Raw genomic sequence first — 18731 nt, 5'->3', positions numbered from 1 at the left:
GGTTATGAAAGACACTACACAAGAACGGGTATTTCAGGACGACATCATCAGCCAGATGGTGGCTAATGGCTGGGTGCAGGGTACTGGCGAGGGCTACAACCGCGAATCGGCATTGTATGAAGCGGATGTGCTGACCTTTATCAAGGAGACGCAGCCGAAAGAGTGGGAGAAGTTCTGCAAAGTCTTCCCGACAGATTCAGATCGTCACTTCCTTGATGCATTGGTCACGCAGCTTAAAAAAGCCGACGAGAACGCGACTGACCGAGCTTCACGCACCTTTGGCACTTTGGGCGTGTTGCGCCATGGTTTGAAAATCCGCAATGCCCGTTTTGAATTGTGTCAGTTTAAGCCAGAGCATAACCTCAACCCTGAAACCTTGGCGCGTTACCAACACAACATCTGCCGGATTGTGCCAGAACTGGTTTACAGTCCGTATGCCACCAAAGAACAAGAATTGGAAACAGGTAAAAAGGCTAAGAAGTGGCGCATTGACTTAGTGCTGTTCGTTAACGGCTTTCCCGTCTCTACCCTTGAGCTGAAATCTGAGTTCAAACAAGCGGTAGAAAATGCCATTGCGCAATACAAACTGACCCGTTTACCTAAAGACCCTGCCACCAAAAAGCCAGAACCGCTTTTAAGCTTTAAACGCGGTGCGTTAGTGCATTTCGCGGTAAGCCAGTATGAAGTCTACATGGCAACCAAGCTTGCGGGTGAAGAAACATTCTTCCTGCCGTTCAACAAAGGCACGCATGATGGCGGCAAGGGCAATGACATTCCCGAAGATGAAAACCGCTACGCGACTGATTACCTGTGGAATGAGGTTTTAACCCCAGACAACCTGCTCAATATCATCGGGCGCTTTATCCATCTTCAAATCGAAGAAAAAGAAAATTGGGAGGGGCGTAAAACCAAGAAAGAAACCCTGATCTTCCCGCGTTATCATCAGTGGGATGTAGTAACCAAGCTGGTTAATGCCGCAATTGTTGAGGGCACAGGCAATAAATACCTGATCCAACACAGCGCAGGTTCGGGTAAATCCAACTCGATTGCTTGGACAGCGCACCAACTCTCGACTTTGCATGATGCCAATGGCAACAAGCAGTTTGATTCGGTGATTGTGGTGACTGACCGCACCGTGTTGGATGATCAGTTACAAGACACCATCTATCAGTTTGAACATGCTGATGGCGTGGTAGGGCGTATCAACCGCAAAGAGGGTGATGGCTCTAAATCAGAGAAGTTGGCGACGGCATTGGAAACGTCTCAACCAATCATCATCGTGACCATTCAAACGTTCCCGCATGTGTTAAAGGCGATTGAGAACTCAACGTCACTCAAAGAGCGTCGTTACGCCATCATTGCTGATGAAGCGCACTCGTCACAAACAGGTGCAACCGCTCGCCAGCTCAAAGAAGTGTTGATGACGGATGAAGCTGACGATGACACCGAACTTTCATCAGAAGATATTCTCGATGCCACGATTGCAGCGCGTCGAGGCAGTGCCAATCTGAGTTATTACGCCTTTACTGCGACACCAAAGCCAAAAACATTGGAGTTGTTTGGTCGCAGACCCGATCCAGAGCAACCTGCGTCTAAACGCAACTTGCCAGTGGCTTATCATATCTACTCTATGCGTCAGGCGATTGAAGAGGGCTTCATTCTTGATGTGCTAAAGAACTACACCAACTACAAGGTGATCTATCAGCTCAAGCAAAAGCTGGAAGCGGAAGATAAAGAAGTAGATGCAGGCAAAGCCAAGGTGAAGCTCAATAACTGGGTACGCCTGCATGACCACAACATCTCGCAAAAAGTGAAGGTGATTGTTGAGCACTTCAAAAAGAACGTCATGGGCTTATTGGGTGGTCAAGCTAAAGCAATGGTGGTCACCAGCTCACGTAAAGAAGCGGTGCGCTACAAACTGGCGTTTGATAAGTATGTTTCGGAGCATGGTTATGCGGGTATTCGCGCCATGGTCGCGTTTTCTGGTGAAGTGGAATTTAACGCCGCCGACCCAGACAGCATGGCGTTTATGGATCAGAAGTTCACTGAGCACAACATGAACCCTGAACTCAACAAACGTGAGATGCGAGTTGCTTTTGATAGTGATGACTATCAGGTGATGCTGGTTGCTAATAAATACCAGACTGGATTTGACCAACCGAAACTCTGCGCTATGTACGTGGATAAAAAGCTCGCAGGTGTTGAATGTGTACAGACGCTTTCACGACTTAACCGAACTTATCCGGGCAAAGCCGAATGCGGTACATTTGTGCTCGACTTCTACAACGATCCGCAAGATATTCTTGATGCTTTCCAGCCTTATTATCAAGTGGCAGAGCTTGAGGATGTCACTGACCCTGACAAGATTTTCGACCTATCAGAGAAGCTGTGTGCTAGTGGTATTTTCTTATGGTCGGAGGTAGATCAATTCGTTGATGCCTTCTTTACCAAGAACAAATCTAATGCGGCTATCAGTAATATCTGCAAGCCAGCGATAGACCGTTGGCGCAAGCGTTATACTTCTGCGTTAGAAGCATACATTCACGCTAAAAACGTGTTTGAACGCACCAAGCAAACAGGCGATGCCGTGTTAATCGCTAATGCAGAAAACACCTTCAAAGAGTGCAAGCAGGAGAAAGATCGCCTAGAGATCTTCAAGAAAGACTTAGGCAGCTTTGTCCGCTTCTATGAGTTTATGTCGCAGATTGTCGATTATGACGATAAAGAGCTAGAGAAACTGAGCCTGTATGCACGCCACCTTCGCCCAATGCTGCGCGAGAAGGTTATTGAAGAGGATGAACTTGACCTTGGTAATGTGGTGATGAGCCACTATCGTCTGTCGAAGATCCGTCAACAGGACATTCAGCTTCAAGAGAATACGCCTGAGTACAAGTTGCACCCAAGCAACGATGTTGGCACTGCCAAGCCAAAGGATAAGAAAGAAGAGTTCCTGTCTCACATCATTGAGCGATTAAACGAAGTTTTTGTCACCGACAACCTGACTGACAAAGACATGATCAATTATGCCTTTACGGTGCGTGACAAACTCACAGAAAACGAAACGGTGATGAGCCAAATAGCCAACAACACGCGTGAGCAAGCCATGCTGGGCGACTTCCCACGTGCGATTGATGATGCGATTTTGAATAGTAACGAAGCACATCAGGAGCAGATGATGCAGTTGTTGTCTGACCCGAACAAAACCAAGCAATTTGCGCGGGTTATCTTCGATATGCTGAGTGGGGTGAAGTAATGGTAAACGAGGTACTCGTTTTCAAGGTTTAAATTGTTTCTTAGGATATTTATCTAGGATACTCGGAAAGGCTTCGTTTATTAAAGGGACGAAGCCTTTTTTCTAGGGCTAAGCTAATTGCCTTTTGCGTTCTTCGTCGAAGAAGTCGTATACAGTATCTACATGTGTATATAGAGAGTGTTCTAGAACAAACTGCCTGAACCGACCTTCAGACCAAGTCGCCATCTCTTCATAGTCGGGAGTGGGGTCTAGGATTAGTACATTTTCTTCAGCATGTACTTCGCTCCAGTGTTCGCTAGCTTGTTGTTGAATATCACCATCTAAATCCAAACTATCTTCTAAGTTATTCACAAAACTGACCCAATCGTCATTGCTAAGCCAAGCTCCATCAACCATATCGATTTGCAATTGACAAATCTCAGAACCAGCAATGTACGGAGTAGGATTGCTTAGATAAGGTGTTTCAAGGACTAAACCATCGTTAGTGATTGCGACACAAAGCCCTCCGCTCAAAGGCGGGCAAAGCACATCGCATTTTAGTAGCCTTTCAAACCTTGCGGTATTAGTGGTTTTTGAAACAGGTAAGCCACAAGCGATCAATGCGTTAATAAATTCGCTGACTTTAATTAGAATAATCGACTGGCTCTTCATCGATTCAAGGCTATTGCACTGTGCGTGCTTTGCTAGGGCTTGGTAGCCTTGATTAAGAGATAATGTGCGATTGTCTTTGGCGATGGTTCTATACTCATCTTTAAAGACTGAAAGTAACTGTACTGGAGTGAGTTCTGAAAATTGAGAATAAGCATTAACGTTCATACGGCCTCGATATCATGCTGGATTTTTTGACACACCGCGTTTGATTTTGTTGGTTTGCCAATGACCAGCATCTAGTCGTAGCAATATTAAATGAAGCACTTAAAAATGATCTCAGTTTACAGCAAACGCACCATTAGCCTGAGAGGGCGGTACAGAACTATAAATAGTAAATGACTAAAGTTCAAGAACTTAATGACTATGTGAGACGTTTAGGAATGTAGGGTAAGGCAGTAAGAATAAATAGTTGAAGTCAGAGAGGGGGTGACAGATGACGCACATATATATGTGCGTCATCTGTCACCCCCTCATACAATCTAATTAAACGCGGGCTAGAAAAGCTCTAACTATTCCACGACGGTGATGATGTCGCTTCGATTAGCCATTGCTCCCTTTTGCTGAACTGAAACAAGGTCTTTTTCTACCAGTGCTGTGAGGGCACGTTTGAATTTTTGAGTGGTTGTATTGGCAGCCACACCGTCTTTCGGAGGAAAGCAATGTGTACGTAGTTCTTCCCTTGTACAGCTCCCCCCAAAAATATCACGAAGTGCTTTAAGCAGAGGGTTGTTTTCATCATTTGTACTGTTTTTTTGGTTTTTGAACGTTGCTGGCGTCAGCGATGCGAGAGAGGTGACTGGTTCACCTTGTTTATTAAAGATATCTAATTCTACAGGTTGAAAATTAAAAACCACGTCTGGTGCTTCTGGTGCATCTTTCTGTTTGGTATTTCTTAACGTTACCAAATTAGCTTTTTTATCATATGCAACACTAAACTCATAATCACATGCGCAATGAAGTGTTGAGCTACCGCGGCTGCCTTTGGATACATCTTTGCCAGAATGATGAACAACTAGAATTGATGCGTTAGTTGCTTCTTTTAACAGGTCACAACCTCGTATAAATTTACCCATTGCGTCTGGATTGTTTTCATCCCCCTCAAAATTACGAGCAAGAGTATCAAGAACAATCAACTCAATTTTGACCCCCCTCGTGCTTTCGAGGTCGTGAACTGCCTCCAGAATGTCATCCCTAACTGATTGTTTTGATACGAACGCACTTTTCCCCAGTTTATATACGTGTTCTGCATTTTTTCCTGTGGCAAATTCCCAAGCTTTAACTCGCCTCGATATCCCTCTCTTTCCTTCTGCTGCAACATACATAACGGCACCAGCAAGAGTGTCGTAACTATGCCATTGTGAACTTGTTGCGATGGCGCAACTTATATCAATAGCAATAAATGACTTACGAGTACTTGATGGCCCGTAAATAACACCAAATGACTCAGTTGGAATGAAATCATCAATAAGCCACGAATCAGGGTCATCATAACCGTAAGAACCACTTGTAAATGGTAGTTTGCCAAAAATAAATTGATGTTCTGAAGAGGATGAAATAACAGTATTTTTCATAGATAAATTAATAAGTTGATAAATTTAGGGTGAGCGAAACCACTCACCCAAAAGTTAAGGTGAATAATCGTGATTATTTAAGTGCTTAGACGGTTATTTAAATGTGTTTGGGAATTCTCTAAAACCATTATCTAAAATAAAGGCTGTATCAAGAGAGTTAAAAGCCCAGCGAGAACCTGCCTTCCACCATTTACCTTCTGAGTTTTTGTATTCAACAGAATAAATAAAGGCAAGAAAGTTATTATTTTGATCGCTATACAACCGCTCTATACAATAATTAGTACGGATATTTCTTCTAGAGTTATAGGTATAACCATCAGGTTCACGGTTTGTGTCATTGTTCATTTTATATACCTTTAATTAAGCAGCCAGTGGGCTTAGTTGAGCCGGAAAGAAACGTAGATAAACGTTATTGAGTATATTTACATCTCTATGACCGGAAACTTTCGAGATGGCAGATAGAGACCAGCCTTTTTCGTATAATCGACATAGGCCTTCAGCTCTAAGATCGTGAAATCGAAGGTCTTCAATGTCTAAATCTTTCATAAGGTCGCGCCAGTATTGACCTACAGTTTTTGGGTTGTATGGAAATATTGGGTCATCGTCATTACCACGAGGTTGGCGCATAATGATCTCTATGGCTTTTGGTGATAACTCGAAGCATGAGTGTATCTTCTTACCATTCGGACTCTTTCTATTGCGGATAGTTATGAGACGACTTTTTGCGTCCCAGTTACGCCAAACAAGCTTACCCCCACATATTTCGCCCACTCTTGCTGCTGTCTCGATTGCAAACTCCACAATATCTAACATTGGAATCGTTCGACGTTTGTTTTGTTCCTCGTTGGCGAGAGCCGATGTAATTGCATTTAGCTCCAACTCTGTAGGTCGTCGAGTGCGCTCGTCGGACTTCGCAATAAGACCTAGACGGCGAGCTGTAGATAATCCTGTTGAATACGCTTCTAAATTAATTTCATAACGTAAAATTGTCGCGCAATCCTTCAATGCAGAGTTAAGTATTGACAAGTAATTTGCTGTCGTTTGTGGTTTGACCTGTAAGTTTTCATTCAATTCTCGAGCTAACATAAACCAGTCATGAGCACTGATATATGTAGATGTTACTGAAGCAAATGAAGTCCGGAGAATCATATTAAGAGGGTTAATATGACGGCTCTTAATGTGTTCTTTAGTCAGAGGGTTATTTATATAGTCATTTACTATGTGACCAAGAGTGTAATGTTTCACGTGATCAAAAAAGAAGCTGTAATCACCTTTCTCAAATTGTGCATCCAGCTTTTTTTTATAAGCCATGGCTTTCGCCTTTGTTGGAAAATTGCGTGTTTTCTGACGGCTTACCGGATCGTGTTTATGTGGACGAGCACGGACTTTGTATCTTTCAGGGCCTTTTTTGCTTGGAATTGAATCAATAAAAATTGTTGGCATTGTAACTCCATATGGTGTGGTTTCTGTTAATGGAGACGATGCTAAAACATTCTGAATTAAAGGCAAGGTATTGGTTTTTATGTGTTTTTATGTTGTTTCACACACTTACGTAGAGGAATGGAAAAGTGGTTGAATGTTTGGTTTCTACATGATTCACGCACTTAGAGCGGAAGATTTGCATTTACCTACTAATATCCACTAAATGATAGATTTTTTTTGGAGTGTGACTTTCGTCTCATTTTGAGCCTGAGGGTATGGCTCAGGCTCAGCAGTAGATTTATTTATGATGAACTTGCTTCACACCAACACGCAGGTAAATATTGTTAAGTACATTGATGTCGCGATGTCCGGTTATCTTTGAGATTTCCACTATGTTCAGACCGCGTTCAAATAGTTGGCAGGCACCTTCTGCCCTCAGGTCGTGATAGTGCAGATCTATGATGTCCTCTTGACGACACATACGTTGCCAAGCTGCGCCAATAGATTTGGGGTTGTATGGAAATATCTGTTCGTCCGATCTTGGTTGTCGTTGAATGATATCTAAGGCTTCCGGAAATAGGGGGATTGTACAATGGTTACCCGATTTCCTACGGGGATCTTTGCGATCACGAATGGTTAAGGTGCTATCTGCAACATTTAAATCATTCCACGTCACGCGAGTAATTTCCCCTAATCGCATACAAGTCAAAATCGAAATATGGAAAATGTCGACTAAAGGGATATGTGATGCTCGGTGATTTTCTCTTTTGCGCAGTCCTTCTTCGGCAATAATCAGTTCTTCTCTGGTTGGGCGGCGGTCACGTTTGGCACTACGACCGATCAATCCGTATTTCACTAGGGTTGGAATTGCCTCGTTATGGGCGTGAGTGTTTGCTTTGTAGCCAAAAATTGGCCCAGCAACGTTAATGACACTACGTAAGTAAGTGATATCTTGATAAACGGTTTGCGGGAGAGGAGCAGTGGCTTCATTCAGCCTTTCACGGCAATGGCGCACCAAGTGAGTAGCAGTTAGCTGATCTGCTTGCACAAGTGCAATGTGATAGCTTCTTAATCTTCGGAGTACCGCTGCCTTTGAACGGCCGATATCCTTTGATGTGATTTGGTCGTTGAGGTATAGAGTGATGAGATCCCCAATAAGGATACTTTTCTTCGGTACATCAATTAAGGGAATGCCTTCCTCTGTAATCTCCTTAAGCACTAGTTTTGCCCAAGCTAATGCTAGTGCTTTTTTCTCAAATGTTTTCGACTTTTCGAATACCCGCTTATTGTGGCGTGATGCTCGCACACGCGCTTTGTATTTAATACCTGTCTTACGTTGAACTTTTTCTATGTTAATAGTCGCCATTTTTACCTCTCTTAATTTTCAGTTAGAGGTGTTTTAGCGTGTGTGATTTGATGACGTTGATGCTCTAACAGAGAATCGCTATACTTCGCGCCACTAAAGGTTTTTTTGAGGGATAGTTAATGCCCCTCAATCAATCCCCTATCAGTCCCTCATTGCTAAAATCAGCTAAAATCAGCTAAAATCGGACGCAATATTTTTGCAATGCCCTTAAGTGGTTTTGCTTTAAACTATTAATACTTAAGGGTTTATTTTTTATGTATCCATCTTGCCGCTTTTCCGTTGCACCCATGTTAGATTGGACTGATAATAGCCTTTAACCTTTTAAAATCAGCAACTTGAGTCTGCGTGTGAAAAAGAAGGGGAAAATAGGGGTAGAAAGTTATCGCCTTGCATTCGTCTTTGCCTTCAGATCTCCATTGTATTCCCCATCAATAAATTTGCAATTATCAGCACTCTGTTTTTAGCCTCAACGTCTTAAATCGTAACATCATCTTCGTTCTGGAAAGCATTGCTTTCTAATTATTAGCCATAACAAGAATAATGGTGATTTTAGTCACATTTATTGAGTGTTTTGAAAAAAAAATTATCCTCGAAAATTAACATTATTCTTATTTAACAGTTGCTTAACTGATGTGTGTTAGTGTTTTGCCATACTTCTATTCCTTTCTAATCCTTGTAACATTATGGCTTAAGTATTCGTTAGCCGTTAATAGCAGAGTAATGACATCACGTTCTGAACCGACCACAAGATCGCTTTTAGCTCAACAGTTCAATCATCAACCCTTTATCCCTGTAGTAGACGTCGCCGAGCCATTATTTGGCATTGCACCAACAACTATCAAGCGCAGAGCTGCGCAGCAAGACCTACCGTTTCCAGTAGTTCGTTTAGGCAGCTCACAGAAGTCGCCTTGGTTTGTTAGCTTTGACGACTTGGTTAAATTTATCGAACGCCAACGTCTAGAGAGCGAGAAAATATGGAAAAGAACCAATGGCTCGAGGAGACATTAAATGCTCGGGTATTAAATAGGGTTTAACCGTGCTGTACTCGTGAAGTGCGAGAGCCGATAAAATATATGAACTTAAACGGAACCGATCATGAAAGAACAAATTACTAATCAAGACATAGTAATCGAAATAGGCGGCATCAGCGCAGAGGAAGTAACGCGAGAGATCATCGAAACGCTTGCTGTCCATGGTGCAGATTCAGAGGAGCATGGTCAGCTTGAGACTCAAATATCTATCCTTGGGAAAGATCACACAATCTACGTGACTATGAATGATGAAAGTCAATGTGAGATTGATAGCGATGATGATTACGGCTCCGATCTACGTGATGCAATTGACGTGTATGCGTCAAAAAGAGGCGGTGACGAGTTAGACGCTGGTGACGTTGCAAATGATGTTCTTTGTGATATTCAAAAACGCATTGTGTACTTTATTAAAGCCACAGAATTTGATGACAGCCTAAAAGCACTAGATATTAGTCAAGATGAATTTTGTGAGCGTATGGGTATCACCCAACAAGAGGCGATCAAGTGGAAGCGAACAGGCAAGTATCCAAGCTGGGTTAAGTATGCAATGAAAGGGATTTTAGCAATCAAGCGTGATGAAAAAACAATTGTTATCAACGGTGAAGATTACTTGTATGTAGAGGATGTTTTCAGCATAAGCATTAACGGCTTTTCTCTGTCAATTTTTGAAAATCAGGATTCGGGCGAGTATTTGGTCGCCTTAGTCGACACAAATCTGAATGTTGATGAGGATACTTTAGTTAGAAGCTTTGAGACGCTTGACGCTATTTATGCTGTCACTAAAGATGTATTAAAAGAAAGCAACAACAATGAATTTACCGCCCATAGCTCGTTTATGAAGCTGTTAGTATGAGCATTAGTAAGATCCTTCAAAGTCTTATGGTTTTCCTCCCTTTGCCTTTCAATTTGCACTTTCTAGATTGAAGTATTATGTTTTTAAAGAGGTGATTCTCTAGCCAGCATAGATTTGTCATGACGTTCCTTACATTCTCAAATCGCTGGCAAAGAGGTGCGTTCCTACCCCTTTAATCCCCTCCCTAAAGCTGCCTCGCAGCATCAAAAACAAAACCCAACGTGATGAACCACAGCGGAAAAATAAGACGAACTGAGTGCATTCAGTTACGAGTTTCCAAAGACGAAAAATTACAAATTTTTGCCAATGCCAACGGCAATGTTTCGGTTTGGCTGCGAACTATGGCTCTCAATCCCAATTCCTGCGACCACAAAAAACGATACAAAGAAATAAAACAAGATCCAGCTCTGGTAAGTGAGGTTGCCAGAATTGGTAATAACCTCAATCAAGTCGCTCGTTACATAAATACTGCAAAAAAAGCAGGATTACTGATTGATTTGATGGCGGTACAGGCACAGCTTGTGCAGACGAATGCTCTGTTAAGCGCCTTAATCAAATCAGCAGCATGATAGTAAAATTTTTTAAAGGCGATCACTCAGCAGTGACGAACGGCTTAAAGTATTTAGAAGGTGGCACCAAGCGCCGCAAATTAAAACCTGTATTGCTCTCAGGAAATCTCGATATAACAAGAGAATGGCTCAAACAGGCTAGCCGCTTCTCAAAAGCCTTCACGTATGGCTGTTTGAGCTTTGAAGAATCCGATATCCCTGCTCATCAAAAGCAACAATTGATGGCGTCATTTGAACAAACCTTGATGACCGGACTCAAGCCAGAGCAATACGATATTGTTTGGATCGAGCATCGGGATAAAGGGCGATTGGAACTGAACTTCCATATCGTGAATATGGAGCTGACCACAGGAAAGGCATTAACGCCTTATGTACATAGGCGAGATATGGTGCGTATTGATGAGTGGAAAAGCATTGCTAATGACACTTTTGGCTTTACCGATCCCAATGACCCAGCTAAGGCTAGAACCTTTACATGGGGGGATAACCCGAGGCCAAGGCGTGAGCTGATGGCACAAATAGATGATTATCTATTTGATCTTGCAGTAGGTGGAACCTTAAACAGCCAACAAGATGTCATTGATGCGCTGAATGATATCGAAGGCCTTACCGTAACACGTAATACTAAATCATCCATCTCTTTTACAGCAGAAGGATACCAAAAACCGATACGCCTCAAAGGCGAACTCTATGGCAAATCTTACTCAGGCATTGAAAGCAGTGCAGCAAAACAGGCAGAAAGAACTGCGAGCTTTGCACGCCAGCGTCACGAACGAATTAAAGAAAACAAACAACAACTTCAACAGCGAAATCGGCACCTCGCTCGCCAACGTCGAAAAATCTATCAACTTGCACCTAGCAAGGCAGCGCCGCCAGCATTGGTTGCTCCCTATGCTATTGAGTCTGATGACATTACTATCAGGGGTGATATTGGGACGATATCTGACACTAGAATACGAAATCAATCCATTTCAGCCTTGCCATCAAATAGTCAGGTCACAAGACAACCCGACTCGGTTGTACTGTCAGATCACAAAGCCATTGAAGAAAATAATAAAAAATCAATAAACCAATATGCTAACGACCATACTGACCAATCTAAAAAACCTTCAACATGGGTATCTGAAGTCCTCACAAAGCTTAGAGAGGCAATTAAATCTCTTGCAGGATGCATTAACCGAAGAGAAGCTGAGGCGCGAGAGCTTGGAAACATCTATCAAGCAACTCAACTCAACTGTGATCGCCTTGACCGAATGCTTAAAGCAAGAGGAGTGACACGAAGCACGCTAGAGCCGTTGCACAGATTTAAGCGTGACGGCAACCAAGTCACAATTAGTGCCCTTCAACCAAGATCTGATTAACAACGGGTGCTTTTTGCTATTTGTAGGTCTGAAGCCAAGTAGTGAACACATATTTACGCATGCTATAAATGTGATGCTCATCTCACTTATTGGTTGTTTTTTTCGATGAAAAACTAGACTGAATTACCAAGTTAAGTCAGTTTTCAATTTTATTAAGCGCATGTTTTTTTAGGAATTGGAAATGTTTCATACTTGTTTTCATGTTAGTGTAAGTTATTGATTTATATGTTTTTATATAAATATTTCACGTTGACGGATGAAAATGACGAGCTATCATCACGGTATTGGACGGCATTCAGTTTGCCGAAATATTAAGATGAGAAATATGAAATTAATAACCTTCAAAGCACTACTGGCATCGATACTGAAAAGTGCCTCGTTTTTCAAAGTTAAATACATTGCAAAGAATCTGGTTGATGCAGGAATAATGCATGTATCAGTATTGGCGATGAGCAAGCAAGAACACATGATTGAAGCCATCCTGAAAGCGGCGAAAAGCAAGGACGTTGCCAAAGCTATGAGTAAAGCTGCTCGGTATTACTTGTCTGTTCACCCATGTGACGTTGAGAGATTATTAAATTGTTCGAAGTCAGAACGGAAAAAACTATTTGAACGGGGTTACTTAGAGATTGGTTATGGATGTTCTTTCAAGTATGGCTGGGTTGATTACGCGACATTAGATTCGATGGCAGCAGTGACGGATAAGTTTGATAACATCAAACAACGTTTTGAAAAAGAGAAAGCCAAGAATCGAAAAGATGGTGCGAAGAAAGCAGCCAAAAGCCGCAAGCAAAAGAATAAACTGGTTCAACACCAAGAATGCTAACTATTAAAAATTGGTAACCACGTTCACAAGGTAAATAAATGAGAAATTATTTATGTAGCAAATGCAATTTATGAGGTTCTAGCTGACAATGTCGGCACAGCCTAGCGCAGAAGAAAAAATGCTTGAGATGGAAAAAATGACCAAGCACGAATGCTTGGGTTGGTGTACTAAACTCGATGGAAATAATTTGTTGAGCTTGGCTAAAAAGCTGGATGCCAACGCTGATGAGTTGCGTATTGCTATCAAAGTTCTTGATCAAAATGTGTAAGAACTGGAACTCGCTTTTTAGACCCACACAAATGTGGGTTTTGTTTTATGTATACATTTTCAAAGCGCATCATCTTGATGCCACCGTTAGAGCGGTAACTCACTAGCAATTAAGCGTATTTAGATAGCGTTCAAATGAACGGCGTTGCTCTGATGAGAAAATCACCCCCGAGCTTAATAGCTTTTCAATGTCTTTGGTTGATGGCTGCAAGCGAGCCAAAGCTTTATCGGTGCGCCACTCAACCAGCCAAACAGTGAAAAACAGGGCAGAAATACAGAACGCAGCCACACCTGAAAGCAAGCCTATGATCACGCTTGACCACCAAAATTCATTCAAAAAAGGAAATATCGAATACGACAACGTTGCGGCAAACGCACTGATAAACATGATCATGTACCCCTGTCCTTTCAATCGCTCAGTTTGTACTAATACTGAAAGCAGCTCTGTGGATACTACATCGCGCATTTTATCTTTTCATCAATCTGATGCGTTGCACTAACGTTAGAGTCAAAACGCCATGCAACGCATAGGGTTATAATAAGTTAATTAATTTCTATCGTCGGAAGTTAGGTAAACCAGCCAGTAATTTATCCGATACTACCTTTAAAACACGCCGTTTTAGCTTTTTTTTGTACTCGATACAAGCGTCAAGGTTGTCTATAGTGATATTCGTGTCATCGAAGTCATCAACCAATTTGAATGCATTAAGAGTCGTTTCTATAGCCTCTTTGAGAACTAAGAACTTCCTTGTCTTGGTGGTGACGTCGGTTGATGTAATGAAGCCTGTTTCGATGCAGTGTTCAATCACCAAATCCTCAACTCTCAGATTGTGGTATTTTTCTTTAGCTTCATTATCAAGAGCTTCATATGAGAAAGGGTTATGTTTTCTAGAGAAAGGAATGTTTTCCATAAGTGTTTTGTTATAAGGATAACAACTTTGATGGGAATTTAAACTGAATGGCAGCAAGCCGTTTTCTTTATCTGTTTCATCGTTGCCAATGCTTCATCATCGGCAACATCTGTTCGTTTGAATATGGGGGGATTATTGTGTTAAGCGAAAGGGGCCCCAAGTTCTGGCTAATCAGTTCAAAGTACACTCTCACTAGGAACATCGCCGAGGGCACTAGCACCAACCATTGTCGACTCATTCTGAGTAGCTATCAACAACTCTATTCGCCTTAACTCTGCTTCTGCTGTATCTCGCTCTTTCTTTAATTCCTCAGTAGTGTCCTCGCACGCAAATTTATCAAAGTTCGAATCATGTATTTGCGAATTATATCGAGAGGCACATGTTTCAACTATATGTTTTGCCGCATCCAATGCTGCGGCTTTATCTCTATACACATTAAATGTTAGCCTCGATACTGGATTACCGCGAAGATTTCTCCCTTTGTTGTCTTTTTTGATGATCTTGTCAACTTTAATAAAGATTGGTGTTTTTTCGTTGATCTCATCAACTGATTTTTTAACCACTCTACTGAAAAAATTTCTTTGATGCTCTTTAGTGCCAATCTCTAAACGCTCTCTTATTCTATCAATAGAAACATCGAATTTAACCAGTGATTCTTTCTCTTTCATATTTAATGCATAAAGACACCAATGGTAGTATCGTGATGAGTGCTTATATGAGAAGCCTGCTATGAGATTTAAATCAATTGCTTGATAGCCTGAAAGTGCCAGCAAATATGGCATAAACTCCTTCGTAAAGGTGATTAAAATGTCGGCTTTACCTACTTTGGACGCAACCTCAATAGGATTAATCGTTTTCTTTACACGTATACGTTTCGACGTCATCTCATCGACAACCATAGTGTGTGATTGAAGCGATTCTATGGCCTTGTCTAATGCCTTGTAGTTTCTCGAACCCGTAGTTCTTAATATTTCCCTAACTGGTAAGATAATCGTCCTTTTTTCAATAAACGAGTAGTAACTGTCGGTAAGGCTTTGTGTGACCTTACTAAAATCCCACCTTGCAGAAGCATCACCTTGCAGCTCGTCTTGTACATCCTTATTTTTAAGGAAAGGGTTGATATCGAAGTGTGACATAGCATTAAACAAAAGGCGTTGTTCTTGAACCTCTAGAGAATATTTTGCAAACACAAATTCGTTCTTTAGCTTTACCAGTTGTCCACCAAATTTATTTGGCGGACAGATTGCTCCAAGGTCGTACTTGTGAGCCTTTACTAATATTCCATCTTTATTCATACGAGTTTTCTTTTTCCTAGGCTGGTTATTGAAGTGTTGTGAACTCATATTTTTCACAATTCCGGTGTTTAAATTGAAAAAGTCAGTTAGTTAGAGCTTTTTTCAGAAAATCAGTGCTTAAATGTCACAAATTGGGTGTTTAAATCCAATTTGCCCTCAAAGCCTTTATCCACATAGGGTTACAGAGTTTTTACTGTTTTTTTGCTCACAAATTCAGTGCCTAAATATCACAAAAGTTGTTGCAAAAAAAAACTGCTCCAGCCCTTTATTTATAAGGCTTGAGAGTTGTTCTGAAAGGGGGGCTATTACCTGATCTATCACAATTAAACCCTAACATCTGAATACTAGTTGTATTTGCACTACGACGAATGGTTATTACGATCCTTAATCTCTTTCTATTTCCTAAAGACAACAACTTACCTATACCTCATGCGATGTATTTTTGAGATTGGTTATCGGCTATCGCCGATGTGTGCCCGTGCTTAAATTTATATTACTCATTTAAATTTAAACGTCAAAGTTAATTTTATATAACTTATTGATTATAAAATACTTTCTTTCATGTTAGTGCATGCAAGAATAAATGCTTGTTTTGAACTTAAAATCGAAAATGGAACATCAACCGATGTAGGTAGCAACTTGGGTTTTGAAATGGCAAAAAGCACAAACATCAGAAAGCCCTCATTTTCACCCACTCAATGAGTAACCTAGGCGTAAACATGCAAAACGGTAGATTGATAGCGAAAATGGGGCTAAAAATGCGTTGTATGGTGATTGTTGGCTGCATTCGCAGCGGTGAATCGAGAGTTGGTAACTCTCCGAGCAAGAATTTATACGCAATACGTGGGGTATAACGCTTACTTCACGGTGTTTTTTGTTAGAATAGCCGCACTATTTTTAGAGACTTATCAAAACCATGGTTGAACAACACCAACGCGCATTAAAAACCCAGCTTTGGAACATTGCCAACACGCTGCGTGGCAACATGTCTGCGGACGATTTTCGTGACTACATTCTTGGGCTTATCTTTTACAAGTACCTATCTGACAAGTTAAACCGCTACTGTGATGAGCTTCTTGCTGAAGATGGCATTACCTTTGTTGGTGCTGCTGATGATAAAGAGCTGCTCAATGATCTACGTGAAGAGTGTGTCGAGAACCTTGGTTACTTTATTGCGCCTAAGCAGCTTTTCTCTAGCCTAGCAGGGCGTGGTAAGAAACAAGAGTTTATTATCGATGAGCTTGATCGCTCTCTTGCTGATATTGAGCAATCCACCACAGCGGCGGACTCTGCCGATGACTTCAATGGTTTGTTTGAAGAGTTAGACCTAAACTCAAGCAAGCTGGGTAAAAACCCTGACGCACGCAACAAGCTAATCAGTCAGGTTTTGGTTCATTTAGATAACATCGACTTCCACCTAGAAAACACCGAGATTGACTTGCTGGGTGATGCCTATGAATACCTTATCGGTCAGTTTGCTTCTGGTGCGGGTAAAAAGGCGGGTGAGTTCTATACGCCGCAACAGGTCAGTAAAATTCTAGCCAAGCTTGTGAGCATTGATGGCAATGTAAAGTCGGTATACGACCCGACCTGTGGTTCTGGTTCATTGCTACTGCGTGTTGCGCGTGAAGTTGGCAGCCATAACTTAGAATTTTGTGGTCAAGAGCAAAACCCGAGCACTTATAACCTTGCTCGTATGAATATGCTGATGCACGGTGTGCGTTACGATAAGTTCAACATCAAAAACGATGACACTCTAGAGCACCCAATGCACCTAGAGCAACGTTTTGATGCGGTAGTAGCAAACCCTCCGTTTTCTGCGAACTGGAGTGCTAACGAGCTTCATCTAAACAGTGAACGCTTCGCTGATTACGGAAAGCTTGCCCCTAAATCGAAAGCGGACTTTGCTTTTGTGCTGCACATGATTCATCAGTTGAATGAAACGGGGACGCTAGCGGTCGTTGTTCCTCACGGCATTCTATTCCGTGGATCAGCAGAAGGTCACATCCGTAAACACCTTATTGAGAAAAAGAACTACCTAGATGCCGTTATTGGCTTACCTGCGGGTATCTTCTTCGGTACAGGTATCCCGACTTGTATATTGGTGTTTAAGAAGAACCGTAAAAACGATGATAATGTGTTGTTCATCGACGCTTCTAGTCACTTCGAAAAAGGCAAAGCGCAAAACTACCTTCGTGATGAAGACGTTGAGCGTATTATTGAAGCATACAGCAAGCGTGAATCCATCGAAAAGTTTGCACACGTTGCCAAGCTTACTGAGATTGAAGAGAACGACTACAACCTTAATATTCCACGCTATGTGGACACCTTTGAAGACGAAGAGCCTGTCGATTTGGATGCAGTGGCGTCTGACCTTGCGGATCTAGAAACGAAAATGCATTCGATAGACGCTGATATTGCTGACTTCTGCTCTCAGCTAAGCATCAAGGCCCCCTTTCTTTCAGGTAAAGAGTAAGGAAGGTATGTTATGACAGAGCAAATGAACGTGCCGACACTGAGGTTTAGTGAGTTTGATGGACTTTGGAGCCAAAACAAAACACCGATTAAGATCCTTGCCGGAAATGCGTACAAGCAGCAAGAATATACAGATAATGGATATTTGCTAATCCAAGGGTTACATATACAGCCAGATAAAATCGAGCTTGAGGAGTCCCCTAAATATGTAGCAGTTGATGGTTCAAAGCATTTGAAGATTGGGTTTGGTGATATCGTTTTGGGCTTGAATAGACCTATTACGAATAATCAGCTTAAAGCATGTCGGTTTTACTTGAAAGAAGAGTCTGTGCTTTATCAGCGAGCAGGTAAACTAAAATTTGATACTGCGAAACTCGGTACAGAGTTCTTGTATCAATATCTTCGTACCCCCGTATTTATGAAACAACTTGATCTAGAACTGATTGGTAGTGATCAGCCTTACATCAAGTCAGATCTATTTCAGGCGACGAAAAATATATTCCCAACAATTGTAGAACAACAAAAAATCGCCTCTTTCTTATCTAAGGTCGATGAGAAGATTGCACTACTCACCGAGAAGAAAGACAAGCTTACTGAGTACAAAAAAGGTGTGATGCAGCAGTTGTTCAATGGCAAATGGGAAGAGCAAGATGGGCAGCTAATCTTTATCCCACCAACACTACGTTTTAAGGCAGATGACGGTAGCGAATTTCCTGACTGGGAAGCGAAAAAAGGCGCAAAGCTGTTTGCTTCAATTTCAAACAAAAATCATAACTCTGATTTGCCTGTTTTAGCTATTACACAGGCTATGTTCCCTTTAATTGTTGCTGAAGACTTAACATCCTGTTTTCATTAAGTTCTTCAGTAACTTCCATGTAAC

17 protein-coding genes and 1 pseudogene are annotated in these 18731 nt (G+C 41.7%); 10 read left to right on the top strand and 8 right to left on the bottom strand.

What is annotated here, in order from left to right:
* The first annotated feature begins 4 nt into the window (after positions 1 to 4).
* Positions 5 to 3253 (top strand): type I restriction endonuclease subunit R, encoded by a 3249-nt coding sequence (locus R7035_RS21020; RefSeq protein ID WP_318146253.1) that lies wholly within the window; start codon positions 5 to 7, stop codon positions 3251 to 3253.
* Between the two features lie 108 nt (positions 3254 to 3361).
* On the opposite strand, the gene R7035_RS21015 is transcribed toward R7035_RS21020, so the two are convergent.
* From R7035_RS21015 to R7035_RS20995, 5 genes are all read right to left on the bottom strand, one after another.
* The gene (locus R7035_RS21015) at positions 3362 to 4069 is read right to left on the bottom strand and encodes a hypothetical protein (protein ID WP_005398074.1); all 708 of its coding nucleotides are present in this window, start codon (positions 4067 to 4069) and stop codon (positions 3362 to 3364) included.
* A gap of 344 nt (positions 4070 to 4413) precedes the next feature.
* A complete protein-coding gene (locus tag R7035_RS21010) occupies positions 4414 to 5475 on the bottom strand; it encodes a helicase RepA family protein (protein WP_005398076.1) in 1062 nt (353 codons plus the stop codon).
* Positions 5476 to 5568: 93 nt separating this feature from the next.
* Entirely contained in the window at positions 5569 to 5820 is a 252-nt protein-coding gene (locus R7035_RS21005) for a hypothetical protein (RefSeq protein WP_025562229.1), read from the bottom strand.
* Positions 5821 to 5835: 15 nt separating this feature from the next.
* On the bottom strand, positions 5836 to 6918 hold the full coding sequence (locus tag R7035_RS21000; RefSeq protein ID WP_005398080.1) for a site-specific integrase: 1083 nt from the start codon (positions 6916 to 6918) through the stop codon (positions 5836 to 5838).
* Positions 6919 to 7195: 277 nt separating this feature from the next.
* On the bottom strand, positions 7196 to 8263 hold the full coding sequence (locus R7035_RS20995) for a site-specific integrase (RefSeq protein ID WP_005398082.1): 1068 nt from the start codon (positions 8261 to 8263) through the stop codon (positions 7196 to 7198).
* Positions 8264 to 8983: 720 nt separating this feature from the next.
* Between R7035_RS20995 and R7035_RS20990 the strand changes: the two genes are divergently transcribed.
* From R7035_RS20990 to R7035_RS20965, 6 genes are all read left to right on the top strand, one after another.
* Positions 8984 to 9271: a pyocin activator PrtN family protein gene (locus R7035_RS20990; protein ID WP_085344359.1), complete on the top strand. Its 288-nt coding sequence runs from the start codon at positions 8984 to 8986 to the stop codon at positions 9269 to 9271.
* Positions 9272 to 9358: 87 nt separating this feature from the next.
* Entirely contained in the window at positions 9359 to 10147 is a 789-nt protein-coding gene (locus R7035_RS20985) for a hypothetical protein (RefSeq protein WP_318146252.1), read from the top strand.
* Between the two features lie 224 nt (positions 10148 to 10371).
* Positions 10372 to 10716: a plasmid mobilization protein gene (locus R7035_RS20980; RefSeq protein ID WP_318146254.1), complete on the top strand. Its 345-nt coding sequence runs from the start codon at positions 10372 to 10374 to the stop codon at positions 10714 to 10716.
* The gene (locus R7035_RS20975; RefSeq protein WP_065765537.1) at positions 10713 to 12077 is read left to right on the top strand and encodes a relaxase/mobilization nuclease domain-containing protein; all 1365 of its coding nucleotides are present in this window, start codon (positions 10713 to 10715) and stop codon (positions 12075 to 12077) included. The genes R7035_RS20980 and R7035_RS20975 overlap by 4 nt, the downstream gene beginning before the upstream one ends.
* 325 nt (positions 12078 to 12402) lie before the next feature.
* A complete protein-coding gene (locus tag R7035_RS20970; protein ID WP_153646089.1) occupies positions 12403 to 12903 on the top strand; it encodes a hypothetical protein in 501 nt (166 codons plus the stop codon).
* An 88-nt stretch (positions 12904 to 12991) separates the two neighbouring features.
* Positions 12992 to 13171 carry a hypothetical protein gene (locus tag R7035_RS20965; protein WP_065765539.1) on the top strand — a complete coding sequence of 60 codons (180 nt, stop codon included), beginning with the start codon at positions 12992 to 12994 and terminating at the stop codon, positions 13169 to 13171.
* A gap of 102 nt (positions 13172 to 13273) precedes the next feature.
* Here the strand turns inward: R7035_RS20965 and R7035_RS20960 are convergent, their stop codons facing one another.
* The 3 genes from R7035_RS20960 to R7035_RS20950 form a co-directional block, all read right to left on the bottom strand.
* Positions 13274 to 13636 (bottom strand): hypothetical protein, encoded by a 363-nt coding sequence (locus R7035_RS20960; RefSeq protein WP_139103574.1) that lies wholly within the window; start codon positions 13634 to 13636, stop codon positions 13274 to 13276.
* 88 nt (positions 13637 to 13724) lie between these two features.
* Entirely contained in the window at positions 13725 to 14081 is a 357-nt protein-coding gene (locus tag R7035_RS20955) for a hypothetical protein (RefSeq protein WP_065765541.1), read from the bottom strand.
* Positions 14082 to 14257: 176 nt separating this feature from the next.
* Positions 14258 to 15376 (bottom strand): replication initiation protein, encoded by a 1119-nt coding sequence (locus tag R7035_RS20950; protein WP_318146251.1) that lies wholly within the window; start codon positions 15374 to 15376, stop codon positions 14258 to 14260.
* A 719-nt stretch (positions 15377 to 16095) separates the two neighbouring features.
* On the opposite strand from R7035_RS20950, the gene R7035_RS20945 reads away from it, so the two are divergent.
* The 3 genes and pseudogenes from R7035_RS20945 to R7035_RS20935 form a co-directional block, all read left to right on the top strand.
* On the top strand, positions 16096 to 16230 hold the full coding sequence (locus tag R7035_RS20945) for a hypothetical protein (protein WP_318146250.1): 135 nt from the start codon (positions 16096 to 16098) through the stop codon (positions 16228 to 16230).
* Between the two features lie 62 nt (positions 16231 to 16292).
* Complete coding sequence (locus R7035_RS20940) at positions 16293 to 17852, top strand: type I restriction-modification system subunit M (RefSeq protein ID WP_318146249.1); 1560 nt, start codon at positions 16293 to 16295, stop codon at positions 17850 to 17852.
* Positions 17853 to 17864: 12 nt separating this feature from the next.
* Positions 17865 to 18386 (top strand): annotated as a pseudogene (locus R7035_RS20935) (hypothetical protein); the annotation flags it as partial.
* Between the last annotated feature and the right edge of the window lie 345 nt (positions 18387 to 18731).

It is taken from the genome of Vibrio sp. 1731 (genome assembly GCF_033339955.1).
In the GTDB taxonomy this organism is placed as follows: Bacteria; Pseudomonadota; Gammaproteobacteria; order Enterobacterales; family Vibrionaceae; genus Vibrio; species Vibrio alginolyticus.
The sequence above is the reverse complement of the archived record's forward strand: the minus strand, read 5'-3'. Positions and strand labels throughout refer to the sequence as shown.

Coding starts and splice junctions, on each gene's coding strand:
- R7035_RS21020 (WP_318146253.1), top strand. CDS start 5: ATGAAAGACACTACACAAGAACGGGTATTTCAGGACGACATCATCAGC.
- R7035_RS21015 (WP_005398074.1), bottom strand. CDS start 4,069: ATGAACGTTAATGCTTATTCTCAATTTTCAGAACTCACTCCAGTACAG.
- R7035_RS21010 (WP_005398076.1), bottom strand. CDS start 5,475: ATGAAAAATACTGTTATTTCATCCTCTTCAGAACATCAATTTATTTTT.
- R7035_RS21005 (WP_025562229.1), bottom strand. CDS start 5,820: ATGAACAATGACACAAACCGTGAACCTGATGGTTATACCTATAACTCT.
- R7035_RS21000 (WP_005398080.1), bottom strand. CDS start 6,918: ATGCCAACAATTTTTATTGATTCAATTCCAAGCAAAAAAGGCCCTGAA.
- R7035_RS20995 (WP_005398082.1), bottom strand. CDS start 8,263: ATGGCGACTATTAACATAGAAAAAGTTCAACGTAAGACAGGTATTAAA.
- R7035_RS20990 (WP_085344359.1), top strand. CDS start 8,984: ATGACATCACGTTCTGAACCGACCACAAGATCGCTTTTAGCTCAACAG.
- R7035_RS20985 (WP_318146252.1), top strand. CDS start 9,359: ATGAAAGAACAAATTACTAATCAAGACATAGTAATCGAAATAGGCGGC.
- R7035_RS20980 (WP_318146254.1), top strand. CDS start 10,372: ATGAACCACAGCGGAAAAATAAGACGAACTGAGTGCATTCAGTTACGA.
- R7035_RS20975 (WP_065765537.1), top strand. CDS start 10,713: ATGATAGTAAAATTTTTTAAAGGCGATCACTCAGCAGTGACGAACGGC.
- R7035_RS20970 (WP_153646089.1), top strand. CDS start 12,403: ATGAAATTAATAACCTTCAAAGCACTACTGGCATCGATACTGAAAAGT.
- R7035_RS20965 (WP_065765539.1), top strand. CDS start 12,992: ATGTCGGCACAGCCTAGCGCAGAAGAAAAAATGCTTGAGATGGAAAAA.
- R7035_RS20960 (WP_139103574.1), bottom strand. CDS start 13,636: ATGCGCGATGTAGTATCCACAGAGCTGCTTTCAGTATTAGTACAAACT.
- R7035_RS20955 (WP_065765541.1), bottom strand. CDS start 14,081: ATGGAAAACATTCCTTTCTCTAGAAAACATAACCCTTTCTCATATGAA.
- R7035_RS20950 (WP_318146251.1), bottom strand. CDS start 15,376: ATGAATAAAGATGGAATATTAGTAAAGGCTCACAAGTACGACCTTGGA.
- R7035_RS20945 (WP_318146250.1), top strand. CDS start 16,096: ATGCAAAACGGTAGATTGATAGCGAAAATGGGGCTAAAAATGCGTTGT.
- R7035_RS20940 (WP_318146249.1), top strand. CDS start 16,293: ATGGTTGAACAACACCAACGCGCATTAAAAACCCAGCTTTGGAACATT.